General features: G+C 65.8%; 20 protein-coding genes. 4 read left to right on the top strand and 16 right to left on the bottom strand.

Annotation, left to right across the window (positions count from 1 at the left end; translation table 11 throughout):
- Nucleotides 1-93 precede the first annotated feature (93 nt).
- From ATO6_RS19035 to ATO6_RS19025, 3 genes are read left to right on the top strand one after another with little or no spacing between them, the layout of a single operon-like run.
- On the top strand, nucleotides 94-1,092 hold the full coding sequence (locus ATO6_RS19035) for an ABC transporter ATP-binding protein (RefSeq protein ID WP_217899029.1): 999 nt from the start codon (nucleotides 94-96) through the stop codon (nucleotides 1,090-1,092).
- Between the two features lie 10 nt (nucleotides 1,093-1,102).
- Nucleotides 1,103-2,068, top strand: a complete 966-nt coding sequence (locus tag ATO6_RS19030) for an ABC transporter permease (RefSeq protein ID WP_176441007.1) — start codon at nucleotides 1,103-1,105, stop codon at nucleotides 2,066-2,068.
- The gene (locus ATO6_RS19025) at nucleotides 2,065-2,943 is read left to right on the top strand and encodes an ABC transporter permease (protein WP_088625615.1); all 879 of its coding nucleotides are present in this window, start codon (nucleotides 2,065-2,067) and stop codon (nucleotides 2,941-2,943) included. The genes ATO6_RS19030 and ATO6_RS19025 overlap by 4 nt, the downstream gene beginning before the upstream one ends.
- Before the next feature lie 18 nt (nucleotides 2,944-2,961).
- Here the strand turns inward: ATO6_RS19025 and ATO6_RS19020 are convergent, their stop codons facing one another.
- From ATO6_RS19020 to ATO6_RS18995, 6 genes are all read right to left on the bottom strand, one after another.
- Nucleotides 2,962-4,182 carry an aminopeptidase P family protein gene (locus ATO6_RS19020; RefSeq protein WP_088625614.1) on the bottom strand — a complete coding sequence of 407 codons (1,221 nt, stop codon included), beginning with the start codon at nucleotides 4,180-4,182 and terminating at the stop codon, nucleotides 2,962-2,964.
- 186 nt (nucleotides 4,183-4,368) lie between these two features.
- Nucleotides 4,369-5,562 (bottom strand): ABC transporter permease, encoded by a 1,194-nt coding sequence (locus tag ATO6_RS19015; protein WP_088625613.1) that lies wholly within the window; start codon nucleotides 5,560-5,562, stop codon nucleotides 4,369-4,371.
- A 4-nt stretch (nucleotides 5,563-5,566) separates the two neighbouring features.
- Nucleotides 5,567-7,255 carry an ABC transporter permease gene (locus ATO6_RS19010; RefSeq protein WP_088625612.1) on the bottom strand — a complete coding sequence of 563 codons (1,689 nt, stop codon included), beginning with the start codon at nucleotides 7,253-7,255 and terminating at the stop codon, nucleotides 5,567-5,569.
- Between the two features lie 229 nt (nucleotides 7,256-7,484).
- Entirely contained in the window at nucleotides 7,485-8,600 is a 1,116-nt protein-coding gene (locus ATO6_RS19005) for an extracellular solute-binding protein (protein WP_088625611.1), read from the bottom strand.
- Between the two features lie 109 nt (nucleotides 8,601-8,709).
- Entirely contained in the window at nucleotides 8,710-9,807 is a 1,098-nt protein-coding gene (locus ATO6_RS19000) for an ABC transporter ATP-binding protein (RefSeq protein WP_088625610.1), read from the bottom strand.
- A gap of 318 nt (nucleotides 9,808-10,125) precedes the next feature.
- Nucleotides 10,126-10,887: a GntR family transcriptional regulator gene (locus ATO6_RS18995; RefSeq protein ID WP_176441006.1), complete on the bottom strand. Its 762-nt coding sequence runs from the start codon at nucleotides 10,885-10,887 to the stop codon at nucleotides 10,126-10,128.
- 340 nt (nucleotides 10,888-11,227) lie between these two features.
- Between ATO6_RS18995 and ATO6_RS18990 the strand changes: the two genes are divergently transcribed.
- Complete coding sequence (locus ATO6_RS18990; RefSeq protein WP_176441005.1) at nucleotides 11,228-12,157, top strand: DMT family transporter; 930 nt, start codon at nucleotides 11,228-11,230, stop codon at nucleotides 12,155-12,157.
- Nucleotides 12,158-12,171: 14 nt separating this feature from the next.
- On the opposite strand, the gene ATO6_RS18985 is transcribed toward ATO6_RS18990, so the two are convergent.
- From ATO6_RS18985 to ATO6_RS18940, 10 genes are all read right to left on the bottom strand, one after another.
- Complete coding sequence (locus ATO6_RS18985; RefSeq protein ID WP_088625607.1) at nucleotides 12,172-13,074, bottom strand: DMT family transporter; 903 nt, start codon at nucleotides 13,072-13,074, stop codon at nucleotides 12,172-12,174.
- Between the two features lie 13 nt (nucleotides 13,075-13,087).
- Nucleotides 13,088-14,089, bottom strand: coding sequence for an asparaginase (locus ATO6_RS18980; RefSeq protein ID WP_088625606.1), 1,002 nt, complete (start codon nucleotides 14,087-14,089; stop codon nucleotides 13,088-13,090).
- A gap of 21 nt (nucleotides 14,090-14,110) precedes the next feature.
- Entirely contained in the window at nucleotides 14,111-15,541 is a 1,431-nt protein-coding gene (locus tag ATO6_RS18975; RefSeq protein ID WP_088625605.1) for an amidase, read from the bottom strand.
- Nucleotides 15,538-15,744 carry a hypothetical protein gene (locus ATO6_RS18970; RefSeq protein WP_088625604.1) on the bottom strand — a complete coding sequence of 69 codons (207 nt, stop codon included), beginning with the start codon at nucleotides 15,742-15,744 and terminating at the stop codon, nucleotides 15,538-15,540. The genes ATO6_RS18975 and ATO6_RS18970 overlap by 4 nt, the downstream gene beginning before the upstream one ends.
- 14 nt (nucleotides 15,745-15,758) lie before the next feature.
- Nucleotides 15,759-16,469 (bottom strand): isochorismatase family protein, encoded by a 711-nt coding sequence (locus tag ATO6_RS18965; RefSeq protein WP_088625603.1) that lies wholly within the window; start codon nucleotides 16,467-16,469, stop codon nucleotides 15,759-15,761.
- A 59-nt stretch (nucleotides 16,470-16,528) separates the two neighbouring features.
- A complete protein-coding gene (locus ATO6_RS18960; protein ID WP_088625602.1) occupies nucleotides 16,529-17,536 on the bottom strand; it encodes an ABC transporter ATP-binding protein in 1,008 nt (335 codons plus the stop codon).
- Between the two features lie 10 nt (nucleotides 17,537-17,546).
- Complete coding sequence (locus ATO6_RS18955; protein WP_088625601.1) at nucleotides 17,547-18,707, bottom strand: ABC transporter ATP-binding protein; 1,161 nt, start codon at nucleotides 18,705-18,707, stop codon at nucleotides 17,547-17,549.
- 22 nt (nucleotides 18,708-18,729) lie between these two features.
- On the bottom strand, nucleotides 18,730-19,638 hold the full coding sequence (locus tag ATO6_RS18950; RefSeq protein ID WP_088625600.1) for an ABC transporter permease: 909 nt from the start codon (nucleotides 19,636-19,638) through the stop codon (nucleotides 18,730-18,732).
- Between the two features lie 13 nt (nucleotides 19,639-19,651).
- Nucleotides 19,652-20,608 carry an ABC transporter permease gene (locus tag ATO6_RS18945; RefSeq protein ID WP_088625599.1) on the bottom strand — a complete coding sequence of 319 codons (957 nt, stop codon included), beginning with the start codon at nucleotides 20,606-20,608 and terminating at the stop codon, nucleotides 19,652-19,654.
- A gap of 169 nt (nucleotides 20,609-20,777) precedes the next feature.
- Nucleotides 20,778-22,262, bottom strand: coding sequence for an ABC transporter substrate-binding protein (locus tag ATO6_RS18940; RefSeq protein WP_217899028.1), 1,485 nt, complete (start codon nucleotides 22,260-22,262; stop codon nucleotides 20,778-20,780).
- Nucleotides 22,263-22,440: the final 178 nt, after the last annotated feature.

The following is a 22,440-nucleotide window of genomic DNA, read 5'->3' as shown; positions in this document are numbered from 1 at the left end:
CTGCGCGGAGCCTCAGAAGCTGATCCGCCGCGGCGACGGTCGGATCGTGCGCTGCTACCGCCATGACGAACTGGACCTGAAAGGAGCCCTGTCGTGACCGATCTTCTGACAGTCGAGGACCTGCGCGTGACCTTCATGGTCAACATGGGCCGCGACCCGCTGCATGCCGTGGACGGCGTCAGCTTCGGCCTGGCCGAGGGCGAAAGCCTTGGCATCATCGGGGAATCCGGGTCCGGCAAGTCCACCATCGCCCGCGCCGTGCTGAGCCTGCTCAAGATCAGCCAGGGCCGGATCACGATGGAGGGGCGCGAGATCGCGACGCCGCAAAAGCACGGCAAGGCAGGCAGTTACGGCGTGCAGATCATCTTTCAGGATCCCCATGCCGCGCTGAACCCCCGCGTCCGGATCATCCGCTCGCTGGTCGAGCCGCTGGAGATCAAGGGCGAGGGCACCGCATCCTCGCGCCGCGATGCGGCGCTGGAGATGCTGACCAAGGTCGGCATCAACCGCGCGCTGGCCGACCGTTATCCGCACGAACTGTCGGGCGGGCAGAAACAGCGGATCAACATCGCCCGCGCCCTGCTGCTGCGACCCAAAATCCTCGTCGCGGACGAGGCGACGGCGGCGCTCGACGTGTCGATCCAGGCGGACATCCTGAACCTCTACCGCGACCTGCAGGAGGAATTCGGGCTGAGCTTCGTCGTCATCACCCACGACCTTGCCGTCGCCAGCTACGTGTCTGACCGGATCGCGGTGATGTACCTCGGCAAGTTCGCGGAACTGGGCCCGTCCAAGGCGCTGGCCACCACCGCGGCCCACCCCTACACCCGCGCGCTGATGTCGGCGGAGCCCGAGGCGCTGCCCAAGCACATGCAGTCCACCGAACGGCTGGTGCTCAGGGGCGAGATCCCCTCTCCCGTCTCCCCGCCCTCCGGCTGCCGCTTCCGCACCCGCTGCCCGATCGCGACCGAGCGCTGCGCCGCCGAGGCGCCCGCCTGGCGCGAGATGGGGCCGGGCCACCACGCCGCCTGCCACTACGCCGAAGAGGTCATGGCGGGCCGTCCCCTGACCACCCCCGAGCCGGCCGAATAGGAGCGTTCACATGGTTATCTCGAAAACCAGCCAGCGCATGATCACCCGACGCATGCTGCAGTTCGTGCCGGTGGTGTTCTGCGTGGCCTTCATCGCCTTCATCATGCTCAGCCTCGCCCCCGGCGACCCGGCCGAGCTGCTGGCGGGCGAATTCCCGACCGAGGAGCGGATCCAGGAGATCCGGGAATACTACGGCTTCGACCGGCCGATCCTCGTGCAGTTCGCCGACTGGTTCGGCTCGGCCCTGACCGGCGACCTGTCGGAAAGCCTGCTGAGCCGCGAGCCGGTGATGGACATCATCATCTCGCGTTTTCCCTACACGTTGCTGATGGTCACCTACGCGATGGTGATCGCCACCGTCATCGGCATCCCGCTGGGGATCGCGGCGGCGGCCAAGCCGGGCACGTGGATCGACACCGTCGCCTCGGGCATCTCGTCCTTCGGCGTCGCGGTGCCCTACTTCTGGGTTGGGATGGTGCTGGTCGCGGTCTTCGCCCTGCACTGGAGCGTTTTTCCAGCCACGGGGATGCCAGACCCCACCGAGGACCTGGGGGGCGCCCTTTACGCGGCCACCCTGCCCTCGATCGCGCTGGCGATGTCGGGCATCGCCGAGATCACCCGCCAGATGCGCGCGGGCATGATCGAGGTGCTGACCTCGCAATATGTCCGCACGCTGCGCGCCAAGGGCCTGTCGCCCAACAAGGTGCTGTTCCGCCACGGGCTGCGCAACGTCGGGATCACGGTGATCACCGTCATCACGCTGGTGTTCAACCGCAAGATCGGCGCCACCGTGGTGCTGGAGACCGTGTTCGCCATCCCCGGCATCGGCAGCACGATGGTCCATTCCGCCGTCAACAAGGACTACGTCGTCGTGCAGGGCATCATCCTCGTGATGGCCATGGTGGTCATCACCGTGAACCTGATCGCCGACATCCTCTATGCCATCATTGACCCCCGCGTGGAGGTGGAGACATGACCCTCGCAGCAGAAACACCGGTCGTCAAAAAGACCGAACGCGCCCCGACCCGGACCGGCTGGCTGATGCGCCAGCCACGGGCGGTGGCCTCGATGTGCTTCCTCCTGTTCCTCGCGTTCATCGCGCTCTCGGCCCCGTGGCTCGCGCCCTACGACCCGACCAAGCCCGACTTCGGCGCCCTGCTGCAGGGCCCGTCTGCGGCGCACTGGCTGGGGACTGACGACCTCGGGCGGGACATCCTGAGCCGGCTGATGCACGGCGCGGGGCCCTCGCTGGTCTCGGCCTTCGCCTCGGTCGCGCTCGGCATGGCGATCGGGGTGCCGGTCGGCCTGCTGGCGGGCTTCCTCGGCGGCTGGACGGATACCGTCATCAGCCGCGTGCTCGACGCGCTGCTGTCCTTTCCGACGATCCTCTTTGCCGTCGGCATCGCGGGGATCCTCGGGCCGTCGATGACAACGGGTCTGATCGCGCTCGGCGTCCTGTTCTCGCCGCAGTTCGCCCGCCTCGTCCGCGCGCGGACGCTGGTGGTCCGGCAGGAGCTCTACGTCGACGCGGCCCGCGCCTTCGGGGCCTCGACCTCGCGCATCCTGATCCGGCACGTCCTGCCGAACGCGATCCAGTCGGCCATCGTGCATGCGGGCCTGCTGCTGGCCATCGCGCTGCTGGCTGAAAGCTCGCTGTCGTTCCTCGGCTTCGGGGTGCAGCCGCCGCACACCTCGTGGGGCGCGATGCTGGCGCGGGCCTATGCCTACATGGAAAGCGCGCCCTACCTGATGTTCCCGCCGGGGATCGCCATCCTGCTGACCGCGCTGTCGTTCAACGGGCTGGGCGAGACGACGCGGGTGCTTCTGGACCCGCAGTCGCCCAAGGCCTGAGAAGGCAAACGTGACGGCTCAGACCGGAACGATGTTCCGGTCGGGCCCGTAGGGGAACCCCGTGATGTTCTCCGCACCGGCCCCGGTTACCACGAGTATGTCATGCTCGCGGTAACCGCCCGCGCCGGACGTGCCCTCGGGCACCCAGAGCATCGGCTCCATCGACACGACCATGCCGGGTTCCAGCACCGTGTCGATGTCCTCGCGCAGCTCCAGCCCCGCCTCGCGGCCGTAGTAGTGGCTGAGCACGCCGAAAGAATGGCCGTAGCCGAAGGAGCGGTAGCCGATCAGCCCCTCGTCGGTCAGCATCCGGTTGATCTCGGCGCAGATGGCCGAGCAGGAGATGCCGGGCCGGATCAGCGACAGGCCCAGTTCATGCGCGGCGACGTTGGCCTGCCAGAGCTTCAGGCTGGCGGCGTCCGGTTCGCCGAGAAACAGCGTGCGTTCCAGCGCGGTGTAATAGCCCGAGATCATCGGGAAGGCGTTCAGGGACAGGATGTCGCCGGGCTCCAGCCGCCGGGCGGTGACGGGGTTGTGCGCGCCGTCGGTGTTCAGGCCGGACTGGAACCAGACCCAGGTGTCCCGGTATTCGGCGCCGGGATACATCTCGGCAATCGCCAGTTCCATCGCATCGCGCCCTGCCATGGCGACGTCGATCTCGCGCGTGCCGGTGCGGATGGCCTCCCGCATCGCCTCGCCGCCGATGTCCGCCACGCGGGCGCCGTTGCGGATCAGCGCGATTTCCTCGTCGGACTTCACCAGCCGGGCGGCCATGGTGTCGGGGGCGATGTCGCGCGTCTCGGGAGCTCCGAGGAACTCCGCCAGCTTCGTGGCCTGCTGGAGGGTCAGGTGATCGCCCTCCACCCCGATCCGCGCGCCTGATGGCACGAGGTCGCACACCGCGCGCCAGAAGTTGTCGCGCGCCCAGTCGGTGTAGATGACGTTGTCGCAATGCGACCGCCGCCACGGCTGACCCGCGTCGATATTGGCGGTGACGGTCGTGCAGGTGTCCTGCGTGACGACACAGCCGAACGGGCGGCCGAAGCTGCAGTAGAGGAAACCGGTGACGTAGGCGATGTTGTGCATCGAGGTCAGCAGAACCACATCCACCCCGCGCGCCGCCATGATGCCGCGCAGGGCGGTCAGGCGGCGGTCGTATTCAGCGGGGCTGAAGGGCAGCGGCACGCGGTCGCCATTGGGGCGGAAGAAGGTGGCGGGCCGGGTCGAAAGGTCGGTCATGGCGCAGGTCCTGAAATCAGCGGGCCGGAACGCCCGCGAGAGCGTCCCGGCGTTCAGGACCTTGGCGTGTCACACGGGACCGCCGCGATGTGGGATCAGGGCCGCGACGCCATCGCAGACCACACCGCCCCTATTGGCTAGCCATGGCGCGCGCGCCGGTCAAGCGGCCACGCGCGCCGTAGGCCCTCAGCCGGGCGACATGCCCCGCAGACGCTCGCTCCGGCGGCGCAGGAGTTCGACCGTCGCCAGCAGCAGGATCGAGATCGCCACCAGCAGCGTCGCCACGGCGAGGATCGTCGGGCTGATCTGTTCCCGCAGGCCGATGAACATCTGCCATGGCAGCGTCTTCTGCCCCGCCGAGCCGACGAAGAGCACGACGACCACCTCGTCGAAGGATGTGATGAAGGCGAACAGCCCGCCCGAGATCACGCCGGGCAGGATCAGCGGCATCTGCACGGTGAAGAAGGTCGTCACCGGGTTCGCCCCGAGGTTCGCCGCCGCCCGCGTCAGCGACCGGTCGAAACCGACCAGCGTCGCGGTCACGGTGATGATGACGAAGGGGATCCCGAGCGCCGCGTGTGCCAGAACCACGCCCAGGTAGGTGCCCTGGAGCCCGATGCGCGAGTAGAAGAAATACATCCCGGCCGCCGAGATGATCAGCGGCACGATCATGGGCGAGATCAGGATCGCCATGATCGCCCGGCGGAACGGCACCGTCGGCTGGCTGAGCCCGATGGCCGCCAGCGTGCCGAAGCCGACCGCGAGCATCGTCGCCGCGGGGGCGATCAGCAGCGAGTTCTTCAGCGCCGCCTGCCAGTCCGAGTTGGTGAAGAAGTCGTTGTAGTGCTTCAGCGAATAGCCCTCGGGCTTGAGCTGCAGCATCTCGGGCGTGAAGGTAAAGAAGTTCTCGGCATTGAACGACAGCGGCATCACGACGAGGATCGGCGTGATCAGGAAGACGAAGATCGCCCCGCAGATCACCCGGAAGGTGTAGTGCCACAGCACCTGCCCCGGTGTCAGGTAGGGCACCAGGTGCGCCCGGTAACGGCCTTTGGCCAGCCAGAAGATCAACCAGCCAAAGAACCAGCCCGACAGCGCACCCATGATGGCGCCGGCGACATCCGCGACGAAGTAGCCGACGATAGCGCCCAGCACGATCATCCCCCAGCGGGAGATGCGCTCCTGCCCGGATGCCACCAGCCCGAAGGCCAGCGCGGCCATGATCGCGGCCCCGGCGATCAAGCCGATCAGCGGTGCATCCTGCGCGTTGCCGACGAGCATGCCGAACACCGCGCCGAACAGCGCCGTGACCCCCACGTAGAAACCGGTCGTGGGGCGGAAGCCAGCGCTCGGCTGCACGTTTTCCGTTGTGCTTGCCATGATCTCAGCCCCCCAGCTTGACGTTGTCGATGCCGACGATGCGGTCGTAGAGGTAGTAGAGGATCAGCACGACGGCCAGCAGGATGCTCCCCAGTGCAGCGGCCAGACCCCAGTTCAGCGAGGACGAGATGTGGTAGGCGATCCGGTTCGAGATGAACGTCCCGGTGGTGCCGCCGACGATCTCGGGCGTGATGTAGTAGCCGATCGACAGGATGAACACGAGGATCGAACCCGCGCCGATGCCCGGCACCGATTGCGGGAAATAGACCCGCCAGAAGGTCGTCCAGTTGGTCGCGCCGAGCGATTTCGACGCCCTGACATAGCTGGGCGGGATCGTCGCCATCACCGAATAGAGCGGCAGGATCATGAACGGCAGCAGGATGTGCGTCATCGCGACGATGGTGCCGAACTGGTTGTTGATCATGACCAATCGACTGGCGTCGTCGACCAGGCCCAGCCAGACCAGCGTGTCGTTGATCACCCCCTGCTGCTGCAGCATCACCTTCCACGCCGAGGTCCGCACCAGAAGCGAGGTCCAGAACGGCAGCAGCACGAGGATCATCAGCAGGTTCGCCGTGCGCATCGGCAGGTTGGCGAGGATGTAGGCCACCGGATAGCCCAGCAGGATGCAGCTGATCGTGATGGTCAGCGACATGAAGATCGTGCGCTGGAACAGGATGCCGTAGATCTGTTCGTTCGCCGGCCGCTTCTCCACCCCGTCCGGGGTCAGTTGCCGGTCGACGGCGTTCAGGAAATAGCCCGGCGTGTATTCAGGCGCATAGGTCTTGATCGTCGCCCAGACCTCCGGGTCGCCCCAGTCCTTGTCGGAGTCGATGAACAGCGCCTTGAGCGAGACATTCTCGAACCCCGACGCGGCCTGGGCGGCGGCGCGGACCAGATCGGCCTCGGGGCCGGAATAGGCAAAGCCCTGACGCTGGAGGTCCCAGTAGAGCGCGGTGTAGACCAGCGTCCACGGCTCCTCCTCCATCGGGCTGTCACCGTCCTCCGTCTGGATGAACTCGGCGAAGATCCCGTAGAGCTCGGCGGTCAGCGGCAGGTAGGATGCGACGTCGTCGCGCAGTTCGAAATCCGGGCCCGGTGCTTCGGCGCCTTCGGCCTCGCCCACCCAGTCGGCGCTGCCGAGGATGCGGGCCCATGTCGTAGGGTCCTCCCACTTGGGGTCGAGGTCGTTGAACGCGTCCTCGTAGACCTCGCCGAAATCGTCCACGTCACGGCCGGTGCGGCGGAACAGCGACGAGACGCCGGTCAGTTCGTAGTTCAGGCGGGAGCCGAGGCGGGTGTGTTCCTTGCGCTCGGCGGCGATGAACATGTCGAGGTAGAGCGCGCGGAAGGTCTGTTCGTCGGGCACCTCGCCGGACTGGCCGTCCCAGCGTTCGAGGGACGCCACGGTGCGGGGCAGCGTGTCCGACACGATCTGGTTCTGCACCGAACGGAATAGCATGTCCGCGATCGGCGCGATGAATGTCAGCAGGACAAAGATCAGAAGCGGTGCGATCAGCATCAGCGCCCGGATCTTCTGCCGTCTCTGCGCGCGTCTCAGGCTGCGTTTGAGCGGGGTTCCGTCGGCGGAGAGCATCGGGCCCGGCTTGCCGTTGGCGCGGTTTGCGTTGCGCATACCGTTGTCGGGCGTGGCGCCGGTCATCTGGTCCGGGCCTGTGGTGCGATCGGTCATGTCAGGCCCCCTTCACGGTGCCGCTGTGACGGGGGCGCCGGGCATCACCCGCGGGCGGATATTCCGGTGCCGGCGTGGCTGCATTCGTGTCCGCGCGTCTCATCATCTGTCCCCGTCGTCGCTCGGGCGGTAGGCTCCGCCGCTTCTGGTGTCCGGGGCGCGCAGGTTGCGGCGCGCCCCGGCTGTCGTCGTTGGCCGGGCGGGACCGGGCCCGCCCGACCTCATGCGCTTATTGCGCGAGCCAGGACTGGAACTTCGCGTCGATGTCGTCGCGATAGTCAGCCCAGAACTCGTAGTTGTAGACGAACACGTTCTTCGAGTTCTCGGGTGCGGTCGGCATGTGCGGCCCCATCTCGATGCCCAGATCGGCATGTTTCCCGACGAGCGGCGCCGAGGATGCACGGGCCGGACCGTAGGAGATGTAGGCGGCCTGATCCGCAAGGCGCTGCGTGTCGGTGGCGAACCGCACGAAGTCCTTCACCCGGTTCAGGCTGGCCTCGTCGAGACCTGCGGGAATGATCCAGCCGTCAAGGTCGAAGACCTGCGCGTCCCAGAGCATCTTGAAGTCCTGATCCTGTTCCTCGATCGCCGAGAACCAGCGGCCGTTGTAGGACGAAGCCATGATCACTTCGCCATCCGCCAGCAGCTGCGGCGGCTCGGCTGCGGCCGACCACCAGACGGTCTGGTCCTTGATCGTGTCCAGCTTGTCCAGCGCCTGCTGCTGGCCTTCCTCGGTGCCCAGAACGTCGTAGATCTCGTCCTTGGCCACGCCGTCGCACAGCAGTGCCCATTCCATGTTGTTGATCGGACGCTTCTCGAGCGCGCGCTTGCCCGGATAGGTTTCCAGGTCGAACATCGCGCAGATGCTGTCCGGTGCCGGCGCGCCGTCCGGCAGCAGGTCCGCACGGTAGGCCGCGGTGGTCGAGTAGACGATCTGCGGAATGAAGCAGTCCGACACCAGCAGATCACCGAAGTCGTCCTCGGCAGAAGAGCCGTCGTCGCCCTCTGCGAGCATCTCGTTGAAGTCGACCTCCATCGCCAGGCCTTCGTCGCAGAGGCGGATTGCGTCAGCAGCCACCACGTCGACCAGATCCCAGGTGATGTTGCCGGCCTCGTTCATCGCGCGCAGCTTGGCCACCGCTTCGTTCGAGCTCTCGTCCCAGGTGACGCTGACGCCGGAATTGTTCGCAACATAGGGCTCGACATAGGCCTTCTGCTGGCTGTTCTGATAAGCCCCGCCCCAGGACACGATGGTCATCTCGTTGGACATGTCCTGCGCATAGGCGAGCCCGGCGATGCCGGTGACCGCTGCCGCAGAAGCCAATAGGGTTTTGGTCAGTTTCATACTGTACTCCCTGATATTCCCGTTTCAATTCGGTCGCCCCAGCGTCACGGGTGAAACGTACGGGGCGTCTCGCGATTGCGCGTCGGGGACGCGCAAAGCCTGCACCCGGTCAGGCGTCCAGCGCGTGGCAGTCGGACGGCAGCCAGCCGATCTCGATCTGTTGCCCGCGCTTCAGGCGCACCTGGTCCGGCGCATTCCGTGTCTTGATGACGAAATCATCCTTGCCCGCGACCCGAAGCCGGGTGCGGAAGATGTCGCCCATGTAGATGAATTCCAGAACCTCGGCCTTGATGGTGTGCACACCCTCGGCCATGCGTTCGCTGTTGTATTCAACCCGCTCGGGCCGGATCGACACCTGCGTCTTGGATCCGACGCCGTCGATGTTGACGGCCTTGGCGTCGATCACCTCGCCGTCGTCCAGCTTGACCTTGCAGAACTCGCCGTTGACCTCGGTCACCGTGCCGGTCAGCGTGTTGTTTTCACCGATGAACTGGGCGACGAAGCTGTTCTGCGGCGCCTCGTAAAGCTGGTCGGGCGGCGCGAGCTGCTGGATGCGGCCATCGTCGAAGACCGCGACCCGGTCCGACATGGTCAGCGCCTCGGTCTGGTCGTGGGTCACGTAAACCGTCGTGATTCCAAGGCTGTGCGCGAGGTTCGTGATCTCGAACTGCATGTGTTCACGCAGTTGTTTGTCGAGCGCGCCGAGCGGTTCGTCCATCAGAACCAGTTCCGGTTCGAACACCAGCGCGCGGGCCAGTGCGATCCGCTGCTGCTGACCGCCGGACAACTGCGCCGGACGGCGGCCGCCGAAGGCCCCCATCTGCACCATGTCCAGTGCCCGCTTGACCTTGGCCTCGCGGTCGGACTTGCCGATCTTGCGGACCTCCAGCGGGAACGAAAGGTTCTCGGCCACGGTCATGTGCGGGAACAGTGCGTAGTTCTGAAAGACCATCCCGATACCGCGCTTGTGCGGCGGAATGTTGTTGATGGGTTTGCCGTCCAGGAGGATTTCGCCATGCGTCGCGGTTTCGAACCCCGCAAGCATCATCAGGCAGGTCGTCTTGCCCGATCCCGACGGCCCCAGCATCGTCAGGAACTCGCCTTTCGGCATGGTCAGGTTCAGGTCTTTGACGACAAGCGTCTCGCCATCATAACTTTTCTGAACCCGTGAAAACTCTACGAACGCGCCTTCGGTTGTATCCGACAAAACATATCCCTGAAGTTTCTTCTGTTGTTATCGCAGTCGTCTCGCCCCCCGGGCCGCGACCTTGCGTCATTGTAAAAGCATCCAACCACATGGACGCAACCCGATTTCTAGGACGAAAACGACCCATTGCGAGCGATTTGACGCATTTTCACTGAAAAAACGTGGAAAATCGGGAAGTTTGCTGGCAAAGGCGCGCAGTTTTCCGGCATGAAGGCGTAATCGTGACCCCACGTCAGGCGGGGCATGACGCCTGTCATCCGACCGTTTTCCACCTTTCGCGGCACCCCGAACAGGCCTGCCTCACGCCGCGCGCGTGCCCTACTTTCCGGCCCGTCCGCCACCAGCTTCGGAGATGCGCTTCTCGCCGTCCATCGCCTCCATCCGGCGCCAGCGCGCCACGATGCGGCGCCCCGAACGGTAGACGTGTTCGCCCTGCAGGAACTCGGCCCGCTGGACGTCCCGGTTCTCCAGCGCGTCGACCAGTTCGATATGCTCTTCGTGCGACTGCCGCAGCAGGACATTGTCGAACCAGTGGAACCGGACGAGGCTGAACAGCGACAGGTTGGCCCGCCGGATCGTCTGGATCAGGTAGGGGTTGTCCGCCGCCTCGTAGATGTGGTCGTGGAACTGGTTGTTCAGGTCGACCCAGGTGTTGTGGATCTCGGCATTCCAGGAATGGGTGTCGATCAGCCTTTCCGTCTCGCCCATCAGACGGTGCATGCCCCCAAGCGCCGCATCGCTCAGCCCGTTCTGCGCGGCCAGCCCGGCCGCCAGCCCCTCGAGCTTGACGCGCACCTTGAAGATGTCCTCGATATCGCCCGAGGTGAAGCGGCGGACGGTGTAGCCGCTGTTCGGCGTGTAATCCAGCAGACCGTCGGCCGCCAGCGTCGCCAGCGCGCTGCGCACCGGTGTGCGCGACACGCCCAGCATCGTGGCCAGCTCGTTTTCGTTCAGACGGCCGCCCCCTGCCAATCGACCCTCGGCGATACCGTTGCGTATGGCCTCGGCCACCTCTTCGCCACGTGTGCGGCCCGCCTGGCCGACGACGATTTTCGTCACGACATCCTTGTCATCACGCATGGTCCGCTCCTCCTGAACGCAAGCCGATCTCCTCTGATCCCGGCGCATAGCGTGACGCCATACGAAAAGCGAGAGAAATCCCAGGTTGTACACAATATTCCGTCGCGGCATGACGTGGAGTGCAACTCACCCCCACATTTCCGCATACACAGGGTGTCACTTCCACAAGTGAAAAACCATGCGTCCCGTTCTTGGATCCAAACGCACATGCCCTTACGCATGGCCCGAGGCACAGCGGGGCGAGTCGAACAGCCTTTTGGCCGCCGCCCTTCTGCCCCGTATGCAAGGACCAACGCGCGTGCCACAGACCCCGCCGCCCCCGGACCACGACCAGACGTCCGTGCCACGCCTCAGAGCCCGCGTCGACAGCCTCAAGGCCCGCTGGCTGCTGCTGCCCGGCAACGTGCGCGGCATGATCTGGGCCGCGCTTGGCGGGGTAATCTTCTCGGTCATGACCGCCCTCATCAAGGGCACCGGTCAGCGCATCCCGGTGGTGCAGATCCTGTTCATCCGGCAGGTCGTCATGATGCTGATGATGTCGCCCCGGATCGTCCGCCACCCGATCGAGTCCTTCCGCACCGAGAACCTGAACCTGCACGTCCTGCGCGTCTTCCTCGCCATCATCTCGATGCTCGGCGGGTTCACCGCGATGGTCTACCTGCCGCTGACCGACGCCGTGACGATCAGCTTTTCTCGCGCGCTGTTCGTCGCGTTGCTGGCCATCATCATCCTCAAGGAAACCGTGGGCATCCATCGCTGGCTGGCGCTGGTGCTGGGGTTCATCGGCGTGCTGATCTGCGTCCAGCCCTCGGGCGAAGGCGTGAACATCTATTCGCTGATCGCCCTCGGCTCGGCCTGTTCCGTCGCGATGGTCGTCGTCATCATCCGCAAGCTGGCGCAGAAGGAAAAGCTGGCCACGGTCATCACCTACCAGGCGGTCGGGATCGGGCTGGCGCTGGTCGTGCCGGCCTATGTCTACTGGGTGCCGCCCACCTCGGCCGAGTGGGTCGGGCTTATCCTGATCGGGGTCCTGTCCGTGGGCGGCCAGACCCTGAACTTCGCGGGCTTCCGCGTGGGCGAGGCGACGGCGCTGGCGTCGATCGACTACCTTCGTCTGCTCTACGCGGTGATCCTCGGGGCGATCTTCTTTGCCGAATGGCCATCGGTGAACACGCTGGTCGGGGCGGCGATCATCGTGGGCGCGTCGCTCTATGCGCTGCACCGGGAACGGTTGCACGCCCGCGCACAGGCCGCCGAAGCGGCGGACTGAGGCGGGCGCGCCCGTCACGCAGGCCCGGCCGGGGGCCGTGCGCTGCTGCGCAGGACGATGACGGTCGAACCGACGACGATGCTGGCGCCCAGCAGGACCTCGAACGACGGCACCTCGGCGAACCAGAAATAGCCGATGACGATGGCCCAGAACATCTTGGTGTAGGTGATCGGGGACAGGGTCGAGGCCGAGGCGTGGTAGAAGGCCCGGACGGTCACGTACTGACACAGCCCCGACGCCAGCCCCATCACGATCAGCCCGGCCAGTTGCGGCCCGGTCGGCGTGACCCATGACATCGGCAGCGTCGGCGCGACCATCAGGGCCGAGAAGCCGAGCGTGTAGAAGGCGATCAACTGCGCGCTGTCGTTCATGCTGAGCTTGCGCTGCGCGATCATCGAGCCCGCGGACAATGCCGCCCCGCACAGGCCGAAGGCGGCGCCGAGCATCGCCCCCTCGCCCGCGTCGCCACCCGGACGCACCATCAGCAACACGCCGCAGAGCCCCATGCCGACCGCGATCACCTCGTAGCGACGCACCTTGTCGACCCCCAGAACCAGCGAGAGCAGGATGACCATCAGGGGCTGGGTGAAGTTGATCGCCGTGGCATCGGCCAGCGACAGCAGGGTGTAGGACCGGAAGATTGCCAGCAGTGTCACCGTGAACATCACCGCCAGCAGCACGTGCAGCCAGATGTTCGAGGTCCGGAACCGCATGCCGCCGGGCTGCAGCCACAGCAGCAGCACCAGCGGAAACAGCGAAAAGAAGTTGCGGAAGAAGACCACCTGGTTGACCGGGAAGATCTCCATCTGCGCCTTGACGACCCCGTTCAGGATCGAAAACAGCGCGACCCCGGTGATCATCAGCACCAGCCCCCTGCGCGGGGATCGCAGGGGGGCCGTCATGTCAGTGGCGACCATGTCACCTTTCCCTTCAGTAGGTCAGGAATATGCGTTCGATTTCCGCCGGATCGTCGGTCACCGCGAGGGCGAGAGACAGCAGCAGGCGGGCCTTCTGCGGGTTGAGGTTGTCGGCGGTCAGGAAGCCGCGCTCGGCATGGCGCTTGCCCTTGAACACCCGCCCGCTGCCCGCGCGAGTCGAGATCATGACCGTCAGGCCACCCGCCTTGACCGCTTCGGCCAGATACTCCTCTGACGGCGTTCCGGCCGACCCCGGCGCGAAGCCTGCGCAGACGATGCCCTTTGCGCCGGCCGCGACGAAAGCCTTGGCGGCCGTCGCATCGCAGCCGGTGTAGGCATAGATCACGTCCACGCGCGGCAGGCTGTCGATCTTGGAGATGTCGAACTCGGTATCCGGGTAATGGGTGCGGATCGGCTTGCGGTAGAACACCACCTTGTCGCCGTCCGCATGGCCCAGCACCCCGAAATCCGGGCTGCGGAAGGTCTGAAGCCGGAAGGTCGAGGTCTTGGTGACTTCGCGCGCCGAATGAATCTCGTCGTTCAGCAGCAGCATGCCGCCCATCCCCCGCGCCTCGGGCGCGGCGGCGGTCCGGATGGCGTTGGCGAGGTTCATCGCGGCATCGGTGGACAGGCCCGAGGCCGGACGCTGCGAGCCGACGCAGACGATCGGCAGCGGGGTGCGCGCGGTCAGCGACAGGAAATAGGCCGTCTCCTCCATCGACGCGGTGCCATGCGTCACCACGAAGCCCGCGAGGTCCGGCTCGGACGCGGTCAGCTCGTCCATCTTCGCGACGATGGCCTTCCAGTCGTCAAAGAAGATGTCCGGGCTCGGCACCGCCTTGTAGGGCACGAGGATCAGGTCGGCGCATTCCTTGACCTCGGGGAACATCTCCACGAGGTCGGTCACGGCCATCATGTTCTTCTGTGCGCCGTAGTCGAGGATGTCGAACGGCCCCAGTCCCAGCGAATGGATGGTGCCGCCGGTTCCGATGATCGCCACTTTGGGTTTGGTCATTTTGTCTTTATTCTCTTGAAGTTACGGAAGATCAGGCAATGCGTCCGGCAATCCAACGGCGGCCTCGTAGGCCCCGGCAAAACGGAACAGCATGCGTTCGGAGAAGGCCGGGCCGATCAGCTGGAACCCGATCGGCAGGCCGGAGGCGGTGAAGCCGCAGGGCACCGAGAGCCCCGGAAAGCCGAGGTAGTTGATCGGCCGGGTGCTGTGGTTCACGCGACCGAGCGCCTCGGGCATGTTCGGGCTGTCCTTGACGTCCATCTCCTCCAGCGTCGGCACGGGGAACCGGACCGTCGGCGCCAGCATGACCTGCGCCCCGCCGAAGGCGGCGGCCGCGACGTCCGAGGCGATACGCGACCGCAGGTGCATGGCCTTGAGGTATTCGACCGCCGTGACGCCATAGCCCGCCATCATGCGCGCTCGGATCAGGGGGGCGTATTTCTCGGGACAGGTGCGCTGCCAGTGGTCGTGGATCGTGCACTGTTCGGCGGCACTGACGATGCTGCCCAGACCGTCGATGACGTCATGATGCGGCAGCGTCACGCGGACGATGTTGGCGCCCTGGCTTTCATAGGCGGCGATCACGGCGTCGATGGCCTTGGCCACCTCGGGGTCGATATCGTCGAAGTAGAAGGTTTCCGGGATGGCGATCGTCATCCCCTTCACCCCCGCGTCGATGTCGGCCTCGTAATCCTCGGCCGGGACCGGCAGCGCGGTGGTGTCCTTGGGATCAGGCCCCGCGATGGCGGTCAGGATCCGCGCACAGTCGCGCGCAGTCCGGGCCAGCGGGCCGACGTTGTCGAGCGAGAAGGACAGGCCCATCACCCCGTGCCGGGACACCCTGCCCTGTGTCGGCTTGATGCCGTAGACGCCGCAGATGCCCGCCGGCAGCCGGATCGACCCGCCGGTGTCGGAACCAAGCGAGCCGGCCACCAGCCGACCGCCGACCGAGGAGCCCGATCCGGTCGACGACCCGCCGGTGATATGCGCCGGGTTCCACGGGTTGCGGCAGGTGCCCCAGTGTTCGTTGTGGCCCGTGGGGCCGGAGGCGAATTCCGACATGTTCAGCGCGCCGACATGCAGCGCACCCGCGGCGTCGAGCTTTTCCAGCACCGTCGCGGTCACGTCGGGGACAAAGGCGCGCCGGATCTCGGACCCGCAGGTCACGGGCACGCCCTTGCGGTAATACATGTCCTTGTGGGCAAGCGGCGCGCCGTGGAGCGGGCCCAAGGGTTCGCCCGTTTCACGACGCGCATCGGCTGCCTTGGCGGCGGCCCGCGTGCCCTCCTCGTCCACCCGGATGAAGCAGTTCAGCACCGGCTGCCGCGCCTCGATCCGTTTCAGCGTCGCCTCGGCCAGATCGACGGCGGTCAGCGTGCCGGTCTTCATCGCGCCGACCTGGTCTGTCAGGCTCCAGTCCGCGGGGTTCGCGGACATCCGTGTCAGGTTCATTTCGCTGCTCCCGTGGTGCCGGTGACGATCTGGTAGCGGTCGAAATGCGCGGGCTCGGTGTCAAAGAGCGTGTCCGTCAGCACCTTTTCCAGCGCCACGCGCGCGCCGGTCATCGCGCGTTCGATCCGGTCGGCATCGGCATCCGAGACCGCAACTTTCTGGTCCGCGGCCAGAGCGGCGCGGGTGATACTTGGCTGTGTCATGTTCCCTGGTCCCGTTACGACGCCTTGCGGGTCTGGGTGTCGGCGTTGGCGTGCATGCAGGCGATCAGCTCGTCCGTCGTCATCACGTCGCCGAAGGTGAGGTAGAAGGCGATGAGGGCCGCGTTGTGCTCCTCGTCATTGGTCGCGGCGCAGCCGTCGCTGACCATGATGGTCTTGAAATTCAGCATCATCGCGTCGCGGGCCGAGCTGTCGCAGCAGACATTCGTCACCGTGCCGACGATCAGCACCGTGTCATAGCCCTGTTCCCGCAGGATCGCGGGCAGGTCGGACGAGCCCTGCAGGAAGGCGGAGAAGCGGTATTTCTTGACCGCCTCGTCCTCGGGGCGGACGTCCAGCCCGTCCCAGAGCGCGTGGCCCTTGGTGCCCTCGGACATCGACTCGATCCGCTTGGCGGTCTGTTCGGGCGAGGTGTAGCTGTTCAGGACGGACCATTCGGTCAGGCAGGCTTCGTCATGGGTGTTCTGGATCCAGAACACCTTGCCGCCGGTCTCGCGCAGCGCGGCGGCCAGGCGGTTGACGTTCGGCACCACCTTGGGCGCCATGTCGCAGACCGCGTGGCCGACGCCATGCATCATGAAGCCGTTCTGCAGGTCGATGACGACCAGCGCGGTGCGCGCGGGGTCCAGATCGGCGAAGGGATGGTCGGTGCCGTGGCGCTTGATCTTGCGCTCGGTGACCGACGCGGGAAATTCCACGTTATGCATTGCGCGTCTCCTGTTGCGGGGTGCCCGCCGCGGCAGGGATAGGACCGCGGCGGGCGGGTTCAGGCGTAGGCCGGTGCGTCCTGCTCGGCCCCGGTCATCCCGGAAACGAGGTGGCAGCGGACGGCACGGCCTTCGCCCGGCGAAGTCTCGGGCGGCTCGGTGGTGCGGCACAGTTCGGTCGCGTGCTTGCACCGGGGCGCAAAGGCGCAGCCCCTGATCTCGTTGCGCATGTCCGGCGGGCTGCCGGGAATCGCCTCGATATCGGTGTTGCGGTCCTGCCCGTGGACGGTCGAGGCGAGCATGCCCTGCGTGTAGGGATGCAGCGGATTGCGCAGCAGATCGCGCACCGGCCCCATCTCGACGATCCGGCCCGCGTACATCACCGCGACCTTGTCGGCGATCTGTGCCGCGACGCCGAGGTCGTGGGTCACGAAGATCACGCCCATGCCCATCTCCTTCTGCAGCTTGCGCAGCAGGATCAGCACCTGGATCTGGACGGTGGCGTCCAACGCGGTCGTGGGTTCGTCGGCCAGCAGCAGGCTGGGACGGCACGACAGCGCCATGGCGATCATCGCGCGCTGGCGCAGGCCGCCGGACAGTTCGAACGGATAGGCCTTGAGCCGCCGTTCGGCCGAAGGAACGCGCACGAATTCAAGGAGTTCGAGCGCACGCTTCAAGCCCTCTTCCTTGGACACGCCTTCGTGCCGCATCACGGTTTCCGCGATCTGGTCGCCCACGGTGTAGACGGGATCGAGGGCCGTCATCGGCTCCTGGAAGATCATCGAGACTTCCTTGCCGCGCATCCGGGTCAGTTCGCGCCCGGACATCTTGAGCACGTCCTTGCCGTTCACCTCGACCTCGCCGCCGATCTTGGCCTTGGAGGGCAGCAGGCGCATCAGCGCCCGCATCGACACCGACTTGCCCGAACCGGACTCGCCGATGATCGACAGGACCTCGCCTTCCTTGAGCGTGAAGCTGACGCCGTTCACCGCCTTGGTCGTGGATTCGCGCGAGACGAACTTGACCTCGAGGTTCTCGACACGGGCGACATATGCGTTATCGGTCATGATCCCCTCCTCACGCCTTGGCCGCGACACGCGCGGAAGATGCCGGTTCGGCGACCGGCGTTTCGAACGCGGGCGGCACCTTGCCGAACAGGCTGTGACCGGCGGTCTGGTTGTACATGTGGCAGGCCGTGACATGGTCGCTCGGCCGCGCGCCCTCGGGCAGTTTCGGCGCGACCGTCTTGCACAGGGTTTCCGCGAACTGGCAGCGGGTGTGGAAACGGCAGCCCGACGGCGGGTTGATCGGGTTCGGCGGATCGCCGGTGATCGGTGCCTCGTCCATCCGTTCGTCCGGGTCCATCGACAGGCGCGATTTCAGCAGCGCGCGGGTGTAGGGATGCTTGGGCTTGGCGTAGATCTCGTCGACCGGCCCGATCTCGACCACCTCGCCCAGATACATCACCAGCACCCGGTCCGAGATGTACTGCACCACGTTCAGGTCGTGCGAGATGAACACGTAGGTCAGGTTGAAGTGCCGCTTGAGGTGACGCAGCAGGTTCAGCACCTGCGCCTCGACCGACTTGTCGAGGGCCGACACCGCCTCGTCGAGGATCACAAGGCGCGGCGACATGGCCAGCGCGCGGGCGATGTTGACCCGCTGCTTCTGCCCGCCCGACAGTTCGTGCGGATAGCGGGGCCCGAAGACCTCGGGGCGCAGGCCCACCTTGCCCAGCAGTTCGCGGGCGAGGTTCTTGGCCTCCTTCTTGGACATGCCGTGGACACGCGGGCCGTAGGCGATGGAGTCCTCGACCGGCAGGCGCGGGTTGAGCGAGGAATAGCTGTCCTGGAACACCATCTGCGCCGCCTTGCGGAAGTCGCGCATGGCGATCCCGTTGCGGACGCCGACCTCTTCACCGTCGAAGATCAGCTCGCCGTCGGTGATGTCGATCAGGTGCATCAGCAGGCGGGCCAGCGTGGACTTGCCGCAGCCGGACTCGCCCACGATGCCGAGCGTCTCGCCCTTGACGACCTCGAAGCTGACGCCGTCCACGGCCAGCACCTTGGCCACCGTCCGGTTCAGCGCACCGCCCCGGACGGGAAAGTGCTTTTTCAGGTCGCGCACCATGAACATCGGCTGCGCTGGTCCGCCGCGATCGCGGGGATCGCCGGGGGGCACGACCTCGACCGAGGGAGCGCGGGCCTTGGTATCGGCGGATTTTTCTTTGGTTACCATTGTCTGCATTGTCCCTTGGGGTTCAGAGTTTCACGTCCATGGCCTGCCGCAGGCCATCGCTGACCATGTTGAACGACAGCGAAGTGATGAGGATCGCCACGCCGGGCAGCGCACAGACGATCGGGTTCATGTAGATGGCCTGACGGAGCGTGGAGAGCATGAGCCCCCAGTCCGGGGTCGGCGGGGCGACGCCGAGGCCGAGGAACGACAGGCCCGAGGCCAGCAGGATCGACACCGACACCATGCCCGAGGCGTAGACGAAGACCGGGGCCAGAACGTTGCCGAGGATGTGGGTGACGATGATCGACCCGGTGCCGCCGCCCGTGGCCCGCGCCGCCTCGACGAAATCGAGGCCCCGCACCTGCGTGGTCGCGGTTTCCGCGATCCGGCACATCGGCGGGATGAAGACGATGGTCAGCGAGATCAGGCCGTTCAGCATCCCGCCGCCCATGGCACCCGAGATGGCGACCGCCAGCAGGATGGAGGGGAAGGCATAGAAAACGTCCATGATCCGCATGATGACCATGTTCGTCTTGCCGCCGACGTAGCCCGCGATGACCCCGAGCGCACCGCCGATCAGCAGGGCGAAGACCACCGGCATCAGCCCCATCAGCAGCGAGCTGCGGGCGCCCCAGATCAGGCGCGAGGTCATGTCGCGGCCCAGTTCGTCGGTGCCGAGAAGGTAGTCCTTGTAGCCGATCGGCTTGAGCCGGTCGATCATGCTGGTCAGCGTCGGATCCTTGGGCGCGATCAGCGGCGCGAAGATCGCGGCGAGGATCACGAAGAGGATGACGGCACCGAAGAACAGCGTCACGGGATCGTGGCGCAGCCGGAAGCCGACCATCTGCCAGTAGCTGCGGACATCCGGGGAGAGCTGGTCCAGCCCTCCCGCGTCGAGGCCCGAGGGGACGGATGTGGTTGCGTTGCTCATATCTCGCGCCTCCTCAGCCGCGCTTGATGCGCGGATCGACCGCGGTTTGAAGGATGTCGACGGCGAGGTTCGTCATCACGAAGATCAGCGCGAGGACGAGGATGGTGCCCTGCAGCACCGGGATGTCGCGGTTCAGGATCGCCTGGTTCAGCAGCGAACCCGTGCCCGGCCAGGTGAAGATCGTCTCGATCAGGATCGAGCCGCCCATCAGGTAGCCGAACTGCAGGCCCATGACGGCGAGCACGCCGGGAAGGGCGTTGCGGACCGCGTGTCGCAGCACGGCCGCCTCGCCCATCCCCTTCGCGCGCAGGGTCTGCACGAAGTCCTGGCTCAGCACCTCGGACACGGCGGACCGGGTGGAGCGCATGATGATGCCGATCGGGACCATCGCCATGGTGAGCACCGGGAGGATCGCGAACTTGACCGAGCTCCATTCCCAGATGGAAAAGCCCTCGGACCCGCCCGGCCCCATGCCCGTCGCGGGCAGCCAGCGCAGGTTCACGGCGAAGATGATGATCAGGACGATACCGAACCAGTAGTTCGGGATCGACACACCCAGAACCGACACGCTGGTCGCGACCCGGTCAGCCACGCCACCGTTGTAGTAGGCGGCGACTGTGCCCATGACGAAGGCGAGCGTGAAGGCGAGGATCACGGCGGCGGTCGAGATGATGATTGTGTTGCCAAGCGCGATCAGGACCTCATCCGCGACGGCGCGGTTGGTCTGGATCGACTGGCCAAGGTCCCCGGTCAGCGCGCGGCCCAGCCAGTTCAGGTACTGGATCGGGATCGGCTTGTCGAAGCCGTAGGCGGCCTTGATCAGGGCGATGGTTTCGGCGGTCGCGTCGTCGGGCAGAAGCCGCGTCAGCGGGTCGCCGGGCGCAAGGTAGACCAGCGCGAAGCAGAAGATCGTTACGCCGAGCGAGATCGGGATCGCATAGGCGACACGGCGCAGGATGTAGTTCAGCATTGGGTTCGGTTCTCCGCTTGGGGAACGCCGGGCAGCGGACCGGTGCCGGGCAGGTCAGGCAGGGTCGCGGCGGCGGGGTGTCTTGGCGGAAGGCCCCGAACCGGCGGGACGCTTCCTTGGTGGCCTCGTGCCGCGCGCCCCGTGCAGGGCGCGCGGCGTTGGTCTCGGATCACTCGACGCTGACGGGGGTCAGGTCCTGGAACCAGCTCTGTGCCTGGACAAAGCCCTTGACGTTGGGCGCGATGGCGCGCGGGTTCACGTCGTGGGTGATGAAGAGCATCAGCGCCTCTTCCACGAACATCTCGTGCGCCTTGACCAGCAGTTCGTCACGTTTCACCGGGTCGAACTCTTCGTAGATCGCCTTGACCAGCGCATCGGACTCGTCGTTCTTGTAGTGCCCGAAGTTGGAGCCGTTCGGCGCGAACTGCGAGGACATCATGAAGCGGAACATGCCGGAGAACGGGTCCTGCACCGCGCGGCTGACGTTGATCCCGTCGTATTCGGGATAGGTCGGACGGCCTTTCAGGGCGACGTCGATCAGCTTGTTCCAGTCCATCACGTCGAGCGTCACGGTGAACCCGGCCGCTTCGAGCTGCGACTTGACCAGTTCGTTCATCGGCAGCGGCTGCATCTGGCCCGAACCCGAGGTCGAGATCGCGAGTGTGATTTCACAGGGCTCGCAGCCGGCTTCGGCCAGCATCGCCTTGGCCTTCTCGGGATCGTACTCGTAGCGGAACGGGTTGCCGTAGTATTTGGCGGTCGGCGGATAGACCCCGTAGCCCTCGATCGCATAGCCGTTCAGCATGGCGACCATTTCCTCGCGGTTGATCGCGTAGTTGGCGGCCTGACGCACGGCCTTGTCCTTGAACGGACCGTCGACGAAGTTCAGCTGGTAGCCCCAGTTGTGCGGATAGGGCGCGGTGACGATCTGCATGCCGGAGCCTTCCAGCATCGGGATCGTGTCCGGCGACGGCGCCTCGACGAAATCGACCTGTCCGGACATCAGGGCCGCGGCGCGGGTGGTCGCTTCGGGCATCGGCAGCAGGACCAGACGGTCATGCTTGGGGATGCGGGTTTCGTCCCAGTAGTCGGTGTTCGGCACAAGCTCGAGCCGCTCGCGCGGGGTCAGCTTGTCGAACTTGTAGGGGCCGGTGCCCGAGGGGGCCATGGCATAGGCGCCGTAGTCGCCACCGACCGCTTCCAGCGCGCATTGCGAGATCAGGAAGATGAAGCTGGTCTGCAGCGGGAACAGGCTGTCCGGTTCCTTGGTCGTGAAGGTCACGGTGTAGTCGTCGACCTTGTCCACCGACGCGATGTTGGTCGTGCGGGTGCGGATGGCGCCGAACTGCTGCGGGTTAAAGTTCGGATGCTTCTCATCCATGTAGCGGTTGTAGTTCCAGACCACGTTGTCCGCGTTGAAGTCGCAGCCGTCATGGAACTTCACGCCTTCGCGCAGCTTGTAGGTCCAGACGTTGTGATTCTCGGGATCGACGGACCATTCGGTCGCCAGACCCGGCTTCACGTCCGCTTCGGTTTCGCCCTGCGACAGGTCCCAGAGGATGAGCGTGTCGTAGAGGTTGTAACCGACGAAACGATACCCTTCGAAACCCTGGTCCGGCATGCCGATGGTGATCGGAATATCACCCGCCGTCATCGCGACTCGGAGCACACTTTCTGCATGTGCAGCATTCGCGAAGAGGCCAACCGTTGCGAAGATCGCACCGGCCAGGCGACCGCGTTTGGTTGCTGTTTGGAACATGGTTACAGGCTTCCCTTGTTGTCCACTTGAATGGTTTTTGGCTGTACGCCCGGAGGAGACGTCACACCTCAAC

The organism is Oceanicola sp. 22II-s10i, from assembly GCF_002210105.1.
GTDB lineage: Bacteria > Pseudomonadota > Alphaproteobacteria > Rhodobacterales > Rhodobacteraceae > Pseudooceanicola.
This window is presented reverse-complemented; position numbering and strand designations above follow the sequence as displayed.

Excerpts from the sequence above, each read along its gene's own strand:
- ATO6_RS19030 (WP_176441007.1), top strand. The coding sequence starts at position 1,103 with ATGGTTATCTCGAAAACCAGCCAGCGCATGATCACCCGACGCATGCTG.
- ATO6_RS19025 (WP_088625615.1), top strand. The coding sequence starts at position 2,065 with ATGACCCTCGCAGCAGAAACACCGGTCGTCAAAAAGACCGAACGCGCC.
- ATO6_RS19020 (WP_088625614.1), bottom strand. The coding sequence starts at position 4,182 with ATGACCGACCTTTCGACCCGGCCCGCCACCTTCTTCCGCCCCAATGGC.
- ATO6_RS19015 (WP_088625613.1), bottom strand. The coding sequence starts at position 5,562 with ATGGCAAGCACAACGGAAAACGTGCAGCCGAGCGCTGGCTTCCGCCCC.
- ATO6_RS19010 (WP_088625612.1), bottom strand. The coding sequence starts at position 7,255 with ATGACCGATCGCACCACAGGCCCGGACCAGATGACCGGCGCCACGCCC.
- ATO6_RS19005 (WP_088625611.1), bottom strand. The coding sequence starts at position 8,600 with ATGAAACTGACCAAAACCCTATTGGCTTCTGCGGCAGCGGTCACCGGC.
- ATO6_RS18995 (WP_176441006.1), bottom strand. The coding sequence starts at position 10,887 with ATGCGTGATGACAAGGATGTCGTGACGAAAATCGTCGTCGGCCAGGCG.
- ATO6_RS18985 (WP_088625607.1), bottom strand. The coding sequence starts at position 13,074 with ATGGTCGCCACTGACATGACGGCCCCCCTGCGATCCCCGCGCAGGGGG.
- ATO6_RS18980 (WP_088625606.1), bottom strand. The coding sequence starts at position 14,089 with ATGACCAAACCCAAAGTGGCGATCATCGGAACCGGCGGCACCATCCAT.
- ATO6_RS18975 (WP_088625605.1), bottom strand. The coding sequence starts at position 15,541 with ATGAACCTGACACGGATGTCCGCGAACCCCGCGGACTGGAGCCTGACA.
- ATO6_RS18970 (WP_088625604.1), bottom strand. The coding sequence starts at position 15,744 with ATGACACAGCCAAGTATCACCCGCGCCGCTCTGGCCGCGGACCAGAAA.
- ATO6_RS18965 (WP_088625603.1), bottom strand. The coding sequence starts at position 16,469 with ATGCATAACGTGGAATTTCCCGCGTCGGTCACCGAGCGCAAGATCAAG.
- ATO6_RS18960 (WP_088625602.1), bottom strand. The coding sequence starts at position 17,536 with ATGACCGATAACGCATATGTCGCCCGTGTCGAGAACCTCGAGGTCAAG.
- ATO6_RS18955 (WP_088625601.1), bottom strand. The coding sequence starts at position 18,707 with ATGGTAACCAAAGAAAAATCCGCCGATACCAAGGCCCGCGCTCCCTCG.
- ATO6_RS18950 (WP_088625600.1), bottom strand. The coding sequence starts at position 19,638 with ATGAGCAACGCAACCACATCCGTCCCCTCGGGCCTCGACGCGGGAGGG.
- ATO6_RS18945 (WP_088625599.1), bottom strand. The coding sequence starts at position 20,608 with ATGCTGAACTACATCCTGCGCCGTGTCGCCTATGCGATCCCGATCTCG.
- ATO6_RS18940 (WP_217899028.1), bottom strand. The coding sequence starts at position 22,262 with ATGACGGCGGGTGATATTCCGATCACCATCGGCATGCCGGACCAGGGT.